Origin of the sequence: Citrobacter braakii (assembly GCF_002075345.1) — a bacterium.
GTDB lineage: Bacteria > Pseudomonadota > Gammaproteobacteria > Enterobacterales > Enterobacteriaceae > Citrobacter > Citrobacter braakii.
On the sequence record NZ_NAEW01000004.1, the window covers coordinates 50,768 to 67,839 of the forward strand.

Below are 17,072 nucleotides of genomic sequence, written 5' to 3' on the forward strand. Positions count from 1 at the left end.
GTTTAGCGTTATTTATTAATATTGTTTTCTAATAACCGTACCGCTACAGGCATAACTTTCAGTGCCATTGATTAAGGCAATGCGCCCATTAACCATGACAATTTCAATCCCTTCCGGATATTGATTGGGTTCAACAAAAGTGCCCTTATCGGCAATGGTGTTAGGATCGAACATCACAATATCCGCCGCATAACCCACTTTCAGCAGCCCACGATCCTGCAGGCCTAATACCTCAGCGGGTTTGCCAGTCATCTTACGGATTGCCGCTTCCCAGCTCAGACATCCCTCTTCACGCACATATTTACCGAGCACACGAGGGAATGCGCCAAACACGCGCGGATGCGGTTTGCCAGCCCCCATTAAACCGTCGGTACAGACGTTTTGCTCAGGACGGCAAAGGAACTTAATCACATGCTCTTCAGTACCGTAAAAGTCGACCATCCCAACGGCGTTTTCTTCTTCAAACAGCAGATCGAAGGTGGCGTTGTACGGATCTTTTCCGCGTAGCTCGCCCAACTGAACGAGGTTCAGACCGACGGCATCCTGGTTTTTTGTCGTTTTCACGCTGGTGACAAAAATCTGGTCCAGCCCGGCAAAATCGATAAAGTTATCCCAGCCAGGAATGCCCTGCTGAATATCGTCGATCATTTTGGCGCGCAGTTCAGGCGAGGCCAGCCGCTCAAGTAATTTGTCAGTGCCACCGGAGTGGACCCACGGCGGCAGGATCACGCCGAGCATCGTGCTGCCCGCCACATACGGATACTGGTCGAAAGAGATACGAATCCCCTCTTCCTGCGCCTGTTCCAACATGCCCAGCATCTGGTCAATCAGCCCCCAGTTTTTCTTACCGCAAACCTTCATGTGTGAAATATGCAGCCAGACACCGGTGGCGGTGGCGATATCAATCAGTTCCTGCGTTGAGTTGATAATATCGTCTGCTTCACTGCGCTGATGCACCACAAAGATCCCGTCATATTTCGCCGTCACTTTGCACAGTTCAATCATTTCGGCGGTATCGCCAAAGGCGCAAGGCATGTAGATGAGCCCAGTGGAAAGACCAAACGCCCCCGCTTGTAACTCCCGCTCAAGGATTTCGCACATCTTCGCCACATCCTCACGAGTAGAGGGGCGCCCATCCAGGCCCATGGCTTCCATGCGTACGTTGCCATGCGGAACTAAATACGCGAGGTTTGTCGCCGGATGACGCGATGCCAGCAGATTGAGGTAGCCGTCTGTGTTTTTATATTTCCAGTCTATTTTGTCGGTATCGCCATCCAGTCCGGCGATATTTTTACGCCAGGCCGGAATATATTCTTCAGGCAACGGCGCCAGGGCGACACCATCCTGCCCTAACAGCTCGGTGGTAATACCCTGACGAATTTTTGCCGACAGCGCGGGGTTAATAATGGCCGACAGGTCAGAGTGCGTATGGGTATCAATAAAACCAGGACAAATAATTTTTCCCGTTGCGTCAATAACCTGCTCATTAACGCCAACGTCAATTTGTCCGATTGCGACAATGCGTCCTTCGTCAACCATCACATCGGCAATTCTGCCTTTGCTGCCCGTCCCATCGATTACATTTCCGTTTTTGAAAATGGTTTTCATCGTTATTCTCCATAGCGGTGTCGCTTCACGACACCACTTGTAAGGTAAGAGGTTGTTATCTTTCTTTTTATTGGCGATAGAGTGTCTGAATGATGCTGTAATAGCCGCTGGCCGAGCCGGTTAACTGATCAATCTCGATATATTCATCGATGGTGTGGGCCAGGTTTTCACGTGAAGGTCCGAAGCCGATAGTTTTAATTCCCGCTTCGCCCGCATAGTGGCTGCCGTTGGTGCAAAATGAGTACTGTGTGATGGTTGGATTAAACCCGGCCTCGCGAACGCCAGCCAGAGCGGCCTGCACGAATTCGTCAGACTCGTCATACACCCAGCCCGGGAAGAAGCGCTCGCCCTCAATCGTGGCACCGGTATAGCAAGACTCCTGACCTACCGCGTAGGAGACACGGGCCTTAAACTGCGGATCCTGTGCGGTAAGTTCCGCAAGCGCATTTTCCAGTGGGGCAATAACACTTTCTTTGGTTTCACCCACCAGCAAACGACGATCGTAGGTTGCGCGACAATAATCCGGCACTACCGAAGCTCCCGGGTATGGCGAAGATTTAATGTCGGTAAGCTCCAGAATGCCAGGCCCCAGTACCGGGTGCGTGGGCGGAGTGATTGTGCGAATTTTGTCGATCAATTGCGCCATTTTGTACACCGCGTTAATGCCTGCCTGCGGGTTGGCGGAATGCGCGGGTTTACCAAACGTTTCGACCACAATTTCAGCGCGGCCACGCTGACCAATTTTCAGGTTTAACTCGGAAGCTTCACCGATGATCACGTAGTCCGGCTTATAGCGCTCGCTGACCAGCCGGGCAGCAATACCTTCAAAGCACTCCTCATGCACGATGCAGGCAACGTAGATTTTGCCGGCAAAATTACGCTGATTGTCCTGGCCGAAAAAACCCACGGCGGAAATCATCGCCGCCACGGCACCTTTCATATCGGTTGTACCGCGACCATAAATTTTGCCATCGTCGATATCGCCGCCGTACGGGTTGCGGCTCCACTTCTCTTCGTTGACCGGCACGGTATCGATATGTCCATCGAGAACCAGCGTTTTCCCCGGCTGATTGCCTACAATGCCGCCCACAATGTTGCCGTACTTATCAACGTGGATGTCATCGAACTGGTAATGCTGCATCATTTTTTTTATGGCATTAACCACTTCCCCTTCCTGACCGGAATAACTTTTTTGTTGGATCAGCGCCTGACAGTTTTTAATAACTTCATCAATACGTTTTGCAGATAACATGGGTTTCTCCGTTATTTCTCTCAATCAGGAAATGTGTTATTTGATGCCCGGGTACTGACCGCCCCAGACAATATCCAGATATTGTTGTGGGTCGGTGTCGCCTTCGGTACTGACCAACAGCACGCGGGAATGCGCATCCAGCCCCAGTTGTTCACGCGTTTGCGCCAGTTCAGGTGAGGTCATCAGCAGCGCCAGCAGACCGGAAGTGACCGCGCCGGACTCACCAGATACGATCTGCGGATCGCCCGCCAACGGATTACCCAGCATGCGCATGCCCAGCGCTGCGACTTCATCAGGGCAGGAGGCAAATGCGTTGGCATAATCACGTAGCAGTTTCCAGCCGATGCTGTTCGCCTCACCGCAGGCGAGACCAGCCATCACGGTTTGCAAATCGCCGCCCACCGCAATTGCATCCCCCTCTTTAGAACGGGCAGAGCGGTAAAGACAATCGGCAATTAACGCTTCAGCGACGATCACTTTCGGGCGGTGTGCACCCCAGGCTGCCGTCACCATTCCCTGCACCATTCCGGCAAACGAGCCAACGCCTGCCTGAACAAAAATATGCGTCGGCGCAACCTGATGCAGTTGGTCTATCGCCTCCAGCATCAGCGTGCCGTAGCCCTGCATAATCCACTGCGGGATTTTTTCATACCCTTCCCAGGCGGTATCCTGCACCACAATCCAGCCATGCTTTTGTGCTTGTTCCGCGGTCATGCGAACCGCATCGTCATAGTTCATATCGACGATTTCAGCGGTAGCGCCTTCATTACGGATGGAGGTCAAACGCTGCTGCGAAGAGCCCTTCGGCATATAAACCACGGCGTTTTGCTTCAGCTGGCGCGCCATCCACGCCACACCGCGACCGTGGTTGCCATCGGTGGTGGTGGCAAACGTGACGGTTTGGAGATCGCGGCGTACCTCTTCGCTGGTCATCACGTTAAACGGCAGTTCACTGATATCCTTGCCGATTAATTCCGCGATATGGCACGCCATCGCATAGGAGCCGCCTAACGCTTTGAAGGCTTTCAGGCCAAAACGCTGAGACTCATCCTTGAGATAGATATTTTTAACACCCAGCTTTTGTGCAAGAGCCGGCAGCGTATATAACGGCGTCGGCGCATAACCCGGAATAGACCGATGAAAATTCAACGCTTTTACCAGCTCCTGGCGACTAAACGGTGCCAGCGGCGCGTTTGGATGTTCAGTAAACGGTGTCTGGTTGATAAAAAATGATAAGTTTTCCTGCATCATAAAACCTCATTGTTCTGGTATTTCACTCCCTGTAATAGACGTATACAGAGATATTTACGCTATCGGTATTGCCAATAGAGCAAAATGCTTACCAGTTTTTTATTAATCGAGTAAAACCTTATAAATATTTTAACAAAGTCTTTATTTTCAAATAATTAAAAAGAAACCGAGATGGGCGCTGAAAAATACCACAGCGTTAGTTTATCGCCTCGCTTGATAAATTCTCACAATTGATAAATAGTGTGATCGCGGAAGATAAAATAAAAAAAACATCCAAAAACAGAGCGGTAGATTGATTCTTCGCAAATCATTTTTGCATTGCTTCGCATATTTATCATCTCCCTTGAGAAATGCCACTCACTGCCGGAGAAGTACCATGATTTCAGTACTCAGCAATATCCAGGATGATATCTGCAATTATGCCGACGCTATTTCTGGCATAACCGGAACGGATGTTGAAATCATCGATGAATCCTTAATGCGCATCGCTGGCACCGGTAAATACCGACATATGCTCAATGAAAACGTGGCAAAAAATGGCTACATCTACCACCACGTTTTGCAGGTCCGAGAAACGGTTCTTATCAAAAACCCCGGCGAACATCCGCTGTGTCAGTTATGTGAAAAACACCACTACTGTTCTGAAATGCTGGATTTGAACGCACCAATTTTTCTCAACAATCGTGTGATTGGCGTGATCGGAATTATTTGCTCAACCCAGGCGCAGCGTGACGCGTTATTGAGCCAGATTGATAAATTTGTCACTTTTATTGAGCAAATCGCGGTGATGATCTCCAGTAAGGTCTTTGAATGTCTGGAGCGTTTACGCGCGCAGGAAACCCTCGGCGCATTTCGGCGTCTGATCGATGCCATGGACCGCGGCGTTGTAGCAATTGATGGCAATGGTCTTATCTGGCATGCCAATCATTCAGCCGATCGCATTCTCAACCGCGAAGTTCAGGGATTACCGCTGACCATTGAAACAACCGGGGACAGTTTGTATGGCGATGAAGAAGCATGGCTGACGCTTGAAGGCCAGAAACACCATGTACTGTGCAAACAAATTTCGCTCTCCTCGCTGGATAACGATCGCTTAACGATGGTCATCTTTCGTGATGCGCACGACTACCTGAGTAACCTTACTCCATCCCCTTATGAGTCTGACACGCAGGTGCGGCTGATTGGCCACTCTTCCTCAATGGAGCAGCTCAGAAGCACCATTAGCAAAATTGCCAACAGCTACGCCAGCGTGCTCATCACCGGGGAAAGCGGCTCGGGTAAAGAGGTCGTGGCATTTGCCATTCACCAAAACAGCCCCCGTAAAGCCGCCCCTTTCGTGACAATCAACTGCGCGGCAATCCCCGAGCAACTACTGGAAAGCGAACTGTTTGGCTATGTACGCGGTGCATTTAGCGGTGCAGATCCCAAAGGACGAATGGGGAAATTTGAACTGGCCAACGGCGGCAGCCTGTTTCTGGATGAGATCGGCGATATGCCGCTGCACCTGCAGGCCAAGCTGCTCAGGGTGTTGCAGGAAAAAGCGATCACCCGCGTGGGTTCTAATAACATCATTAATATTGATGTGCGCATTATTGCCGCGACCAACAAAAATATTAGCGCGATGGTGGAGAATAATCAGTTTCGCGAAGACCTTTTCTATCGCCTGAATGTCGTCCCTCTGGTGCTTCCTTCCCTGCGTGAACGCAGGGCTGATATCGCCGTCCTCGCACAATACTTTGCCGATGAGTTTTCGGTCAGTTACCAACGTGCACCGCAAAAACTGCCCGATGACGTTATTAATCGCCTTTATGCCTGGCACTGGCCGGGGAACATTCGTGAATTACGCAACGTCATCGAATACATTTTTGTGATGCGCGGAGAAGCCGCCGGGATCAACGCCAGCCATCTGCCCCCTTATTTACTCTCCCCGGCTGACAGCAGGAAAACCACGATGACCGCACAACCCCGACAGCTGGCGATCCAAGGAAAACAAGCGGAAAGGGACGCCATCGAAAATGCCATTCAGCGATTTGGTTCAAGCGTGGAGGGCAAAAAACAGGCTGCATCAGAACTGGGAGTCAGTATTGCCACGCTCTATCGAAAAATAAAACTGTATGGTTTGTGAGCCCCACTTTTTTAACAATTAAGCCCGCGTAGCGCGGGCTTGTGGTGTGTATAACAGAGCAAATTAAGTACAGGGATACTTAATCAAACACACCATTGATAACCGCGGTGACAATTGCCGTGCTCAGTGCAATCAACACCAGATTGTCGCCAACAACCTGCCATTCATAACCTGGGTAATACGGCAGTTGATTCAGCATCGAGGATGGGACACTTTTCTTAGCGATCCCCGGAGGAAGTGGTTTTCCTCGCGCCAGATTTTTGGCGATGCCCGGAGGCAGTGACTTATATCCCGTCAAACCATATCTGACGGCATACTGCCTGGCCATGTTATAGCTAATATCACTATCAACATGGTCCGGCTTGCCATAATTTTTACGCTGTTCCGATTGCGAGTTGTTTTTTGGGCCTGGGTTTCCTTTCTGGCTATGACTGCTATTACCCTTATTCCCACTATTACCATGGTTGCCGCTATTACCATTTCCGTTGCCATTACCGGGGTTAGCCGAAACGGGGATAGCGCACATCGACATCGCGGCAACGGCAACTAAAGCCGTTGCTAAAGTACGGAGCCTGGACATGATGATTCCTTAAGATATGGATACATACAAAATGTATGGTATTGCGTGAATATTGGCTATCGCTATGAATCCGATTTATTGGCAGAAAAACGCTGTCGCTTTGCAAAGTGAGCAGCTTTGATTGACCGTTTTTAAAATTAAAAACCGCCATTCCCGTTAACTCAGATCGGCAAGCGACAGGCACAGGATCTGAGTTTTTGGGAATAACTTCGCGAAAATGGAGAGAAAACGGCGTTTTTTTTCGGTTAAGCTATGTTCATGCTTTGGCGCTACCCATGGTCAGATTCACTATTCAGGAACCCACCCATAATGGCAAAAAGTACCCCGCAGCTGCCGCTCGACCCACATATGTGTCGCAGCTATGAAAAAAAGTCGCGAAGTCCGCTGGCGCTCTACTCAGAGTATCAGCGGATGGACGTCGAGCTGCGGGCTCCGCTGGCCATGACCTACAGCCACTGGCACGGTCAGGTTGAAGTGAATGTGCCGTTTGATGGCGATGTGGAGTACCTTTTCAATGACGAAGTGGTGAAAAGCAAACAGGGCTTTATCACGCTGTTCTGGGCCTGCACACCCCATCAGCTGACGGATGCCGGGCACTGTAAACAGATGGCCATCTTCAACTTACCGATGCATCTGTTTTTGTCCTGGCCGCTGGACAGGGAACTGATTAACCACGTGACGCATGGGATGGTGATTACGTCGCTTGCCTCGCAGCAGTTGAGCGCTTTTGAAGTGCAGCGTTGGCAGATTGAACTCAACAGCGACAATGAGCAAATTCGTCAATTAGCCATTGATGAGATTGCCCTGATGCTCAAGCGATTTAGCCTCGCTGGCTGGCGGCCAGTGCTGGGTAACAAAACATCGCGCACCCAGAAAAACAGTATTTCACGGCATTCACAGTTTTACGTCAGCCAGATGCTGGAGTTTATTGCCGCAAACTGCGACAAACAGCTTACGGTCGATGCAATTGCCGAACACGTTAAGCTCAACCCAAATTATGCGATGGGCATTTTTCATCGCGTGATGCAACTAACCATGAAACAGTATATTACCGCAATGCGCATCAACCATGTGCGGGCTTTGCTCAGCGATACGGATAAAACAATTCTGGATATCGCTACAATTGCAGGTTTCCGATCCAGCAGCCGTTTTTATAGCTCATTTCATAAATACGTCGGCATGCCGCCGCAGCAGTATCGCAAACTGAGCCAACAGCGCCGAAATCATTCACCTTATGCCGAGGGGTAATTTATTCGTCAAACTCACTCTTACCTTACAACCAAAATATAAGCATCAGAATAGCAGGTCAAAATAGATAATCTGCAGCAGTTAATAAAATAGGGTTCAGACATGAACTCTGGCAACTATGTTACTCAGTTATGGGTGACCTGTAGCAGGTATTTATTTGACGTGTTCAACCATTAACGATTGGGATGTAATTATGGAATTAAATAGCTGCACCGCCAACAACAGAAAGCCATTGTCTTTCTTTTGGTCAGTTTTACCCATGATAGTCATGCTGGGTGGCATTAGCATCGGATATTTTATCTTCAATATTCGAGCTGAACCCATGATCCTCGTGGGAACCGCAACCGCCTCGTTTATCGCCATCGCTCACGGCTACACATGGGATGACATTCTACAATCTATTTGCAATAAAATATCTGAAGCGCTTCCTGTCATATTAATCGTCGCCAGTATCGGTTTCTTAATTGGCGCATGGATGGTGTCAGGCACTATTCCAATGATGATTTATTATGGTCTGAAGTGGATTAACCCGCAGTATTTCTATATTTCAGCATTTATGCTGGGAGCGCTGATCTCAGTCTGTACCGGCACCTCCTGGGGATCCATCGGAACCGTCGGGATCGCCATGATTGGCGTAGCGATTGGTCTGAATGTTTCGCTGCCCATTGCTGCTGGCGCTATTGTCTCCGGCTGCTGGTTTGGTGATAAGCTTTCTCCGGTTTCTGACTCAACCAACATGGCGGCGCTGGCTGCCGGTGTAAACCTGTACTCGCATATCGGCCATCTGCTGTGGACCACCGGCCCGGGATTTATTATTTGCTGCGTCGTATACAGCTATATGGGCATGGGCATTGATGCCTCATCCAGCGCGCCTGCCAATATCACCAACTTGATGAACGCTATCGGCCAGATTTATCACTTTAACATTCTTCTACTGTTGCCACCGATCATCGTTTTGTATGGCTCACTGTCAAAAAGACCGCCAATCCCGATGCTCTTTTTATCCACAATAGTCTCGATGATTCTGGCATTAGCCTTTCAGCAATTTACCGCATCATCGGTTGGCGAATCCGTGGTTAGCGGTTTTAAGCTCGCGATGCTCACCGGAGATAACCTGCCAACACTGTCATCAGATGTTTCCCGCTTACTGGAACGAGGCGGCGCCATTTCAATGTTTAGCAGCTTCGTCACCGTCTTCAGCGCCTTCAGCTTTGCCGGCGCAATGAGTGCGACAGGCTCTTTGCACACCGTCATAAACGCGCTCACGAAAGGCGTTAAATCCACATTCCGCCTGGTGGCCACCACGATTGTGACGACGTTCACCATCTGTGCCTGTACGGCAAATGGAACCTTGCCACTGCTGCTGTGCGGCGATGCCTTTAAAGAAGAATATAAAAAACGAGGGCTTGCGACAAAGAACCTCTCGCGTACTACCGAAGATGCCGGAACCGTTGTCGAACCGATTATCCCCTGGTCTGCCTCAGGCGTTTATTGCGCCACGATGCTGGGCGTGGCGACGCTTGATTATTTGCCATGGGCAATCCTCTGCTACAGCGGCATCATCTTTGCCCTGCTGTGGGCGGCCACCGGTATTGGTATTGCTAAATATGAACCAAATGAAGCTACAGAGCATATGGTTGAGCAAAAATCATAGGCTAATAAATAGCTAAATATTGGCTACCACCAGGGTAAATTTAATATATCAATTAGATATACAGAAATATTCTTCACTGTTGCGTTGCTTAAACTATTTTTCAGAGACTGTCCAGGAGTCAGCAATGTCTTTGTTTGATGATATTGTCATAAGGGATGTTAATTGCCGTAAATACGGTCAATTACAACAGATGTACGGCACCACCGATGTATTACCGCTGTGGATTGCAGATATGGATTTTGTGACGCCAGAGCCAATCATGAGCACACTGCGTTCAGTGGTATCGCAGCCAGTACAAGGCTACAACCTGGATTATCCGCAATGGAAAGAGTCCGTTATTCATTGGTATGCACAACAGTATGATGTCGACATAAAGCCACACTGGTTGCATTTTATTCCCGGCGTCATAAAAACTATTGTGCTCTCTCTGATGGTGTTTACCCGACCAGGTGATAATATTTTAACCTGTACGCCAATATATGACCCCTACCCTAATCTGGTAAATACCAGCGGCAGGAATTTGATTCAAACGCGCCTCATTGAGAAAGATGGTCATTACGAATTTGACTGGCATGATTTCAGCGAAAAACTCAAGCAGTGCAAAATGTTTCTTTTCCCTTCGCCGCATAATCCGGGCGGTATGGTGTGGTCGCGGGAAACGCTGGAAAAAGTAAGTCACTATTGTCAGCAAGCTGGCGTCATTATTCTCTCAGATGAAGTGCATAGTGATTTAACCCTGCCAGGCAAGCGCCATCTGCCGTTTTTTACTTTAGACGAAGCGACAGGGAGTCAGTCAATCGTGCTGACCTCAATCAGTAAAACCTTCAATACGGCGGCGATCCAGGGCGGAATTGCCATTATTAAAAATGATGAATTACGCCATCAGTTCTATGGTTTCCTGGATAACTGCTACCTGGCCGAGACACATTCATTACAGCAGGCGGCCATTTACAGCGCCTTTACCCATTGTGGCGACTGGCACCAAAAATTATTAGCCTACCTGGCCGACAATGTGGCGTTTGTTAAAAGTGAAATTGAAAAGCACTGTCCCTTAATCTCCATTGTGTATGGCGGCGCATCGTATCTTCTGTTCCTGAACGCGGAAAAAATGAATCTTAGCGATGAACAGCTAAGCGCATTTTTTGTGCAGGAAGCAAAACTGGGTCTGTCACCAGGCGCACAATATGGCCCCGGCGGAGAGGGTCACATGAGACTCAACGTTGGGTGCCCGCGCTCGGTACTGGTAGAAGCGATGAACCGACTGAAAGCGGCGTACCAAAAACGACAGAACGCGTAGCGCGCATCACACTCTTTGCCCCGCCACGGTGGGGCAAAACTATACAAAGATGTTGCAGAACTGCTATAAAGTTTTTCCGTTCTGTCGGCTGGTGTTAAACTGGAAAGTGTGATCTTCATCATAACCTGCTTAAACAGAGAAAAGAGACACTGCTATGCAACATATCATTGAGGGCTTCCTCAACTTCCAAAAAGAGATTTTCCCTCAACGTAAGGAACTCTTTCGCAGCCTGGCATCCAGCCAGAATCCCAAAGCGCTTTTCATCTCCTGTTCCGATAGCCGCCTGGTGCCAGAACTCGTTACTCAGCAAGAGCCCGGACAGCTTTTCGTTATCCGCAACGCCGGTAATATCGTTCCGTCTTTTGGACCGGAACCCGGTGGCGTATCTGCTACGATTGAATACGCGGTTGTCGCACTTGGTGTGACGGATATCGTCATCTGCGGACACTCCAACTGCGGCGCGATGAAAGCCATTGCTGATAGCCAGCCTCTGGATCCGATGCCCGCTGTGGCTCACTGGTTGCACTATGCCGATGCCGCGAAAGCCGTGGTTGAGAAGAAAACCTGGGATAACCCAATCGCTAAAGTTAACGCCATGGTGGAAGAAAACGTTATCGCACAGCTCAATAATATTAAAACGCATCCTTGCGTCGCGGTTGGGCTGCGAAATAATGCGCTTCGTCTGCACGGCTGGGTATATGACATCGAAAGCGGTGAAATCCGTACCCTTGATAAAAACAGCAAAACCTATGTTTCCCTTGCAGATAACCCGCAGGTGCATTTCGAGTAAATTTTCCCCTGGAGCAAGGATGCTCTGGAGAGCTTTTACCTACTTTTGTGCTATAGACAAAAAACGCACTTGCAGCTAGTTTTTTAAATAGCCGTTGATGTTTTGCTTTTGCATTGGCCTTAGCTCATCCATTCAGTATTGCAACAGATTGCATGTATTTAGAGTTAAAACAGCTGTTCACCTGAGTGTTTTATCAAAATTATCTAGCAGCGATATCAATTCTGATAATGGTGCAGGCGATAAAAAGGAGCTGACGCAAATGCTAGCGAAATTAAAACGAATAATAAATATGTTATTCTATCATGAATCATGGGATATCATGATTATTAAGGATCATGGTACACACCAATTCCCAGATAACACACTGGATATATTAAATAAATCCGCTGCACAGCAGTTAAAAAAGGAATATACGTTTCAAGCCGATCCTTTTCTTATTGAAAAAGATGATAAACTGTATGTTTTTTATGAAGCTTTTAGCTTTCGCAACTCGAAAGGCACGCTCCGATGCCGTATTCTTGATCGTGAACTGGTTGAAATTGATGACGTGAAACTTGAAGGTTTTGACGACCTGATGTGTCATTTGTCATTTCCGTTCCTGATCAATATTAACGATCAGCTCTTCATGATTCCTGAATCATCAGAAAGAAAAGAAGTGATACTGTTTCAGTCAGTAGAGTTTCCTACACGCTGGAAGAAAATTAAAGTTCTAATCTCTGACACCGAAGTGACAGATAACATTTTTCTTTCAATGAATGAGACCTGCTATCTTATATCGACCACCATGGATAATAAAATAATTATTCATTCGGCAGAGCATCTTCACGGACAGTGGCAGAGAATTACTCCTGCATTGAAGGTGAGCAATCATCATCATCGGGGAGCGGGTGCGCCTTATCTTGTCGATAACAAAATGTATTTCTTAACCCAGGAATGCACACCTGAAACATATGGAAAATCTATCTACATCAAAGAATTAGTCACACTGAATGACGCTACTTTTGATGAGAATCTGATCGAACAAATCAATTCGTCGATCAACCACAGTGACGGCGTTCACACGCTAAATTTCTCAAGTAACTATATTGCCTATGATACAAAAATAAACAAGTTCAGTTTTTTATCTATACTTAGAAAAATATCTTACAAGTGTATGGTGAGTTACCGAAATTATTACCTTGCCAGGCGTCACCAATAGCGTTTTCTATGATAGTGACGTGAATCAATGCCCATTTTCATCGCATTTTCTGGAGTCCATATGGCTATTCTTGTCACTGGTGGTGCAGGTTATATTGGTTCACATACTGTTTTAACGCTACTGGAAAGAGGCGATGATGTCGTTGTCATCGATAATCTGGCAAACGCCAGCCGAATCTCGCTGGACAGGGTCGCGGAACTCACAGGAAGGGAACCCATTGTCTATATCGCTGATGTTCTCGACAGGCAGGCATTAAAAAACATTTTCGCCAACCATAACATCACCGATGTCATTCATTTTGCGGGCCTCAAATCGGTTTCCGAGTCGATAAAAGAACCCCTTGCTTACTACGAAAACAACGTCACTGGAACGCTGGTTTTACTGGATGAGATGCTGGCCGCAGGCGTTAATCGATTCATTTTTAGCTCATCAGCTACGGTATACGGTAATCCGGAAAGCGTGCCGCTGAGCGAGCAATCGCGTACGGGGGGAACCACCAATCCGTACGGTACCTCTAAATTAATGGTCGAACAGATTCTGGCCGATTTCTCCCGCGCGCAGCCCGATTTCCGCATTACCTGCCTGCGCTATTTCAACCCGGTAGGCGCCCATCCATCGGGTCGGATTGGTGAGGATCCCAACGGTATCCCCAATAACCTGGTGCCGTACATCTCCCAGGTTGCGATTGGTAAGCTGAAAACCGTGTCGGTGTACGGTAATGACTATCCAACCCCCGACGGCACCGGCGTTCGTGATTATATCCACGTCATGGATTTGGCGACCGGCCATTTAGCCGCGCTGGATAGCCAGAATAAAGGCGCTGCCTATAAGGTGATTAATCTCGGTACCGGGGTCGGTTATTCTGTGATTAATCTGATTGAGGCGTTTGAAAAAGCGGCGCAGAAAAAAATAAGCTATCAGTTTGTCGACAGAAGGCCCGGCGACATTGCCGAATGTTGGTCTGACCCGTCACTGGCATACAAAGAGTTAGGTTGGAAGGCCATCTACAACCTTGATGAAATGATGCGTGACACCTGGAACTGGCAAAAAAACAACCCGAATGGTTATAACATCTGATGTACCCGGCAACGAGCCTTAGCCTCAGGCTCGTTGCCATGACGGGTTAGCGTGCCGTTATCGTTGATACGCGATACCAGCCGCTGCTCTGCTTTCCTTCGTTGGCAAAGTTAATTCTTGCCGCCCCGGATTTATCCAGCATCGAAACCTCAATGGCGTATTGCCCTTTCGCCAGTCGGCCCGGCATGGGCAATGCGTAGCTAACCTGATAAACGCCCGGGAGCCAACGTCGTATATCATCCGCCGCATTCCCCTGCGCCACCACCTTATTGGCGCTATCCACCACACGAAATGCCAGCGTGTAGGGCAGATAAATCGGTGCGATACCTTCGTTATACCAGGTACTGTTCAACCTCAACGTTTGTCCGCCGTCCCACACAGACTCATGGCTCAGAGACGCTAAGCGAAACCGATAGCCCAGTTTGGTCAGCGCATCATCAACAATCGGTCGATAATCGCTGGGTATCGCTCTCGATTTCAGGTTGATCGTGCTGGCGTGCTGCTTGACCGCCCAGTCAAAAATGCCCTGCACTTCGGCACGCGTATAGTGGAAGGTGTTCTTCCAGTCCTGCATATATGAACAGATTTCCAGACTGACCGGCGCACGTTTCCAGGCATCGTTAAACCCCGAATAGCTCTGCTGTGCTGCCAGTAATCGCTGCGGGTAATCATCGGCCATATGGCTCCAGGAGTCCGAAAATACGCGCAGGTCACCCCAGCAATCCGCCCGCCATCCAGCCCCTCGCGCCACCGCATTCGCCAGGCTTTGCCCACCGCTCATCAACATTATTTTCGGCGTCGAAGGGAAGGCAGAAAAGTGCATTGCGACGTAGGGGTCTAACTGCGCGGTGGTGTACTGCTCCAACAGTGGTTTCAGATCAGGGAAATTGCTGTTATGCCATTCCCCCCAGGCCCCCACCATGCCGATATCCACAAAAGCGAGATTCTCATTACCGTCGTAGCGTTTTCCGAATGCGTTCAGCAGACGCTGGCTGTACTCAATAAACAGCGGGTCGCTTAAATCCGGAATAAATGTTTTATTATCGGGCGTCCAGCTGCCTTTCACGCCTTTTTTAATCAGCCAATCGGGAATTTTGGTGCCATCCCCCGGATCGGCAAGCACCATAAACCGCAGCCCGACATTCATCGCGGGACGATGCGCTACCGCGTATTTGAAGGCATCATCCACCAGCGCAAAATTATACTGACCTTCAACAGGCTCCAGCTCTCGCCAGTAAAATCGCTCGTATTCAAATCCGGTATTGGGATAATCCGCCAGACCCAGCGTTTCACCGTACCCCTGATGAAAACTTGCCACGCCAATCCCCGGATTGGTTAGCGGGCCCGTTAATGCTTTGGGGGTTACGGTCGTTAATGCGGACATAACCGCCAACGGAAAGGACATCAACAACAGCGCAGAAACCCATTTACACTTCATCGCAGTGACGCCCTCCACAGGTTTGTTTACGCTAGCGGTTTTTCAGACTTAACCACCAGTCCCATATACCCACATGAAAATTTTGGAACACATCAATACCTAATGCTGATTTGATCATATACAGCGTCAGCAATACGCAGCAGGTAACGAACAACACGGCTATCAGCAGCAAAAAAGTGAGCAATATTCTCGACAGGGTCGATTCCTGACGATGCTGCCGACGCAAATCTCTGCCAAACAAAAAAACCAGATAATAGCGTTTACTGAAAAAGGGAAAGCTTCGGCGAATATCGATCTGATGCCGCGAAGTCAGAGTCGAGGCCAGGATCGCTTTTTCCACCCCTTCTTTTTGTTCAGGAGTCAACCCTTGCGCAATCGGCTCGTCAAGGTGAGCATAAAATCGTTCGATGACGGGAGGACGATTTTGAGGACTGGTCAAAATTAACCTATATCTTTATCAATTGAGTGATAGACGTTAATCGTCTTTTTGGCGATTTCATGCCAGTTATAGTTTTGCAAATATACACGATAGTCCACGCTATTGGTTGCCGCCCACTCGGTTAGTTTTTCGGCCAGGCTGGTCACATCCCCCACCTTAAAATAGGCCTCGGACGGCAGTTGAACTTCGAGGTTAGCCGGAATATCACTGACGACGGCAGGAAGAGAAAATGACATTGCTTCCAGCAGCGCAATGGGCAATCCTTCATGGTATGAAGGCATCACAAACAGCTGTGCCTGGGAAAACACCGCCTGAAGCTCATCACCACGCAAGAACCCCGTCATCACAACGCCAGGCGTGTCCGCGGCAAGCTTTTTGAGGCGAATGCTGTATTCGGTCGGATGATCCGCATCGCCAATTAACACTAACGGCATAGTTAAACCGCTGCGCTGATAGGCGGCGATGGCATCATGCATCCCTTTTTCTTCCACAAATCGCCCAACCACCACGAGGTAGTTTTTCGGCTGCAGCCCAAAGCGGGAGAGCGTATTGTCGATGGTCAGCACAGATAACGACCGCGGCTCGTTGACGCCATTGTGAATTAAATGCGCATCATAGCGAGCGTGTTTTTTCTGGATCAGTTGATTAATAACCTCAGAAATCACAATCACTTCGTTGGCATATCTCACTGCCCAACGCTCACCCAGCAGCAATATTTTTTTGGCAACGAATCCCCATTTTTGACGATCGTAATCAGGTCCATGGTGGGTGAAAACCACCTTCTTCCCTAACATGCGTAATAATGGGATCACAAGCCCAGGTCCGATAGCATGGACATGCACAATATCTGAATGGTCGATACTTGTCCTAAATGCCGCTAAAACGGAATGGACAATCGCTTCCAGCGAGCGCTTTTTTGGTGCCCACAGCGCGTAGGTTTCAACTTTCTTATATAACGATCGTTTGTAATTTACATACGGCGAGCGTGCAATCACGCAAATATCAACGTCCAACTGCTGCTTAATGGCAGGATATAGATTCTGACAGTGTGTCTCCACCCCGCCCAATACATCGGGAATACCACGCGTACCAAAAACCGTTATTTTTTTACTCAT

The 17,072-nt window shown here is 48.7% G+C and carries 14 protein-coding genes; 7 read left to right on the top strand and 7 right to left on the bottom strand.

What is annotated here, in order from left to right; translation table 11 throughout:
* Window positions 1-15 precede the first annotated feature (15 nt).
* The 3 genes from BZK42_RS10115 to dpaL form a co-directional block, all read right to left on the bottom strand.
* Window positions 16-1,608 carry an N-acyl-D-amino-acid deacylase family protein gene (locus tag BZK42_RS10115; protein WP_080859110.1) on the bottom strand — a complete coding sequence of 531 codons (1,593 nt, stop codon included), beginning with the start codon at window positions 1,606-1,608 and terminating at the stop codon, window positions 16-18.
* A 67-nt stretch (window positions 1,609-1,675) separates the two neighbouring features.
* Window positions 1,676-2,860 carry a YgeY family selenium metabolism-linked hydrolase gene (locus tag BZK42_RS10120; protein ID WP_047499508.1) on the bottom strand — a complete coding sequence of 395 codons (1,185 nt, stop codon included), beginning with the start codon at window positions 2,858-2,860 and terminating at the stop codon, window positions 1,676-1,678.
* Between the two features lie 36 nt (window positions 2,861-2,896).
* A complete protein-coding gene (gene dpaL, locus BZK42_RS10125; RefSeq protein WP_428839380.1) occupies window positions 2,897-4,111 on the bottom strand; it encodes a diaminopropionate ammonia-lyase in 1,215 nt (404 codons plus the stop codon).
* Window positions 4,112-4,487: 376 nt separating this feature from the next.
* On the opposite strand from dpaL, the gene BZK42_RS10130 reads away from it, so the two are divergent.
* Window positions 4,488-6,236, top strand: a complete 1,749-nt coding sequence (locus BZK42_RS10130; RefSeq protein ID WP_080859111.1) for a sigma-54 interaction domain-containing protein — start codon at window positions 4,488-4,490, stop codon at window positions 6,234-6,236.
* A 79-nt stretch (window positions 6,237-6,315) separates the two neighbouring features.
* On the opposite strand, the gene BZK42_RS10135 is transcribed toward BZK42_RS10130, so the two are convergent.
* The gene (locus tag BZK42_RS10135; protein WP_053389479.1) at window positions 6,316-6,816 is read right to left on the bottom strand and encodes an anti-virulence regulator CigR family protein; all 501 of its coding nucleotides are present in this window, start codon (window positions 6,814-6,816) and stop codon (window positions 6,316-6,318) included.
* Between the two features lie 309 nt (window positions 6,817-7,125).
* Here BZK42_RS10135 and melR point away from each other — a divergent pair, with 309 nt between their 5' ends.
* From melR to galE, 6 genes are all read left to right on the top strand, one after another.
* On the top strand, window positions 7,126-8,064 hold the full coding sequence (gene melR, locus BZK42_RS10140; RefSeq protein ID WP_053389478.1) for a transcriptional regulator MelR: 939 nt from the start codon (window positions 7,126-7,128) through the stop codon (window positions 8,062-8,064).
* Between the two features lie 193 nt (window positions 8,065-8,257).
* Complete coding sequence (nhaC, locus tag BZK42_RS10145; RefSeq protein WP_046275107.1) at window positions 8,258-9,718, top strand: Na+/H+ antiporter NhaC; 1,461 nt, start codon at window positions 8,258-8,260, stop codon at window positions 9,716-9,718.
* Between the two features lie 124 nt (window positions 9,719-9,842).
* Entirely contained in the window at window positions 9,843-11,015 is a 1,173-nt protein-coding gene (locus BZK42_RS10150; protein WP_046274870.1) for a MalY/PatB family protein, read from the top strand.
* 154 nt (window positions 11,016-11,169) lie between these two features.
* Window positions 11,170-11,805, top strand: a complete 636-nt coding sequence (locus BZK42_RS10155; RefSeq protein ID WP_080859112.1) for a carbonic anhydrase — start codon at window positions 11,170-11,172, stop codon at window positions 11,803-11,805.
* Window positions 11,806-12,064: 259 nt separating this feature from the next.
* Window positions 12,065-13,003, top strand: a complete 939-nt coding sequence (locus BZK42_RS10160) for a glucosamine inositolphosphorylceramide transferase family protein (protein ID WP_080859113.1) — start codon at window positions 12,065-12,067, stop codon at window positions 13,001-13,003.
* 60 nt (window positions 13,004-13,063) lie between these two features.
* Window positions 13,064-14,080: a UDP-glucose 4-epimerase GalE gene (gene galE, locus BZK42_RS10165; RefSeq protein WP_016154109.1), complete on the top strand. Its 1,017-nt coding sequence runs from the start codon at window positions 13,064-13,066 to the stop codon at window positions 14,078-14,080.
* Window positions 14,081-14,126: 46 nt separating this feature from the next.
* Here the strand turns inward: galE and BZK42_RS10170 are convergent, their stop codons facing one another.
* Genes BZK42_RS10170 through BZK42_RS10180 form a run of 3 tightly spaced genes read right to left on the bottom strand, consistent with a single transcriptional unit; the run spans window position 14,127 to window position 17,072 of the window.
* On the bottom strand, window positions 14,127-15,518 hold the full coding sequence (locus tag BZK42_RS10170) for a DUF4832 domain-containing protein (protein ID WP_080859114.1): 1,392 nt from the start codon (window positions 15,516-15,518) through the stop codon (window positions 14,127-14,129).
* 31 nt (window positions 15,519-15,549) lie between these two features.
* Window positions 15,550-15,957 (bottom strand): hypothetical protein, encoded by a 408-nt coding sequence (locus BZK42_RS10175; RefSeq protein WP_016154111.1) that lies wholly within the window; start codon window positions 15,955-15,957, stop codon window positions 15,550-15,552.
* A gap of 2 nt (window positions 15,958-15,959) precedes the next feature.
* The gene (locus BZK42_RS10180; RefSeq protein WP_047358834.1) at window positions 15,960-17,072 is read right to left on the bottom strand and encodes a glycosyltransferase family 4 protein; all 1,113 of its coding nucleotides are present in this window, start codon (window positions 17,070-17,072) and stop codon (window positions 15,960-15,962) included.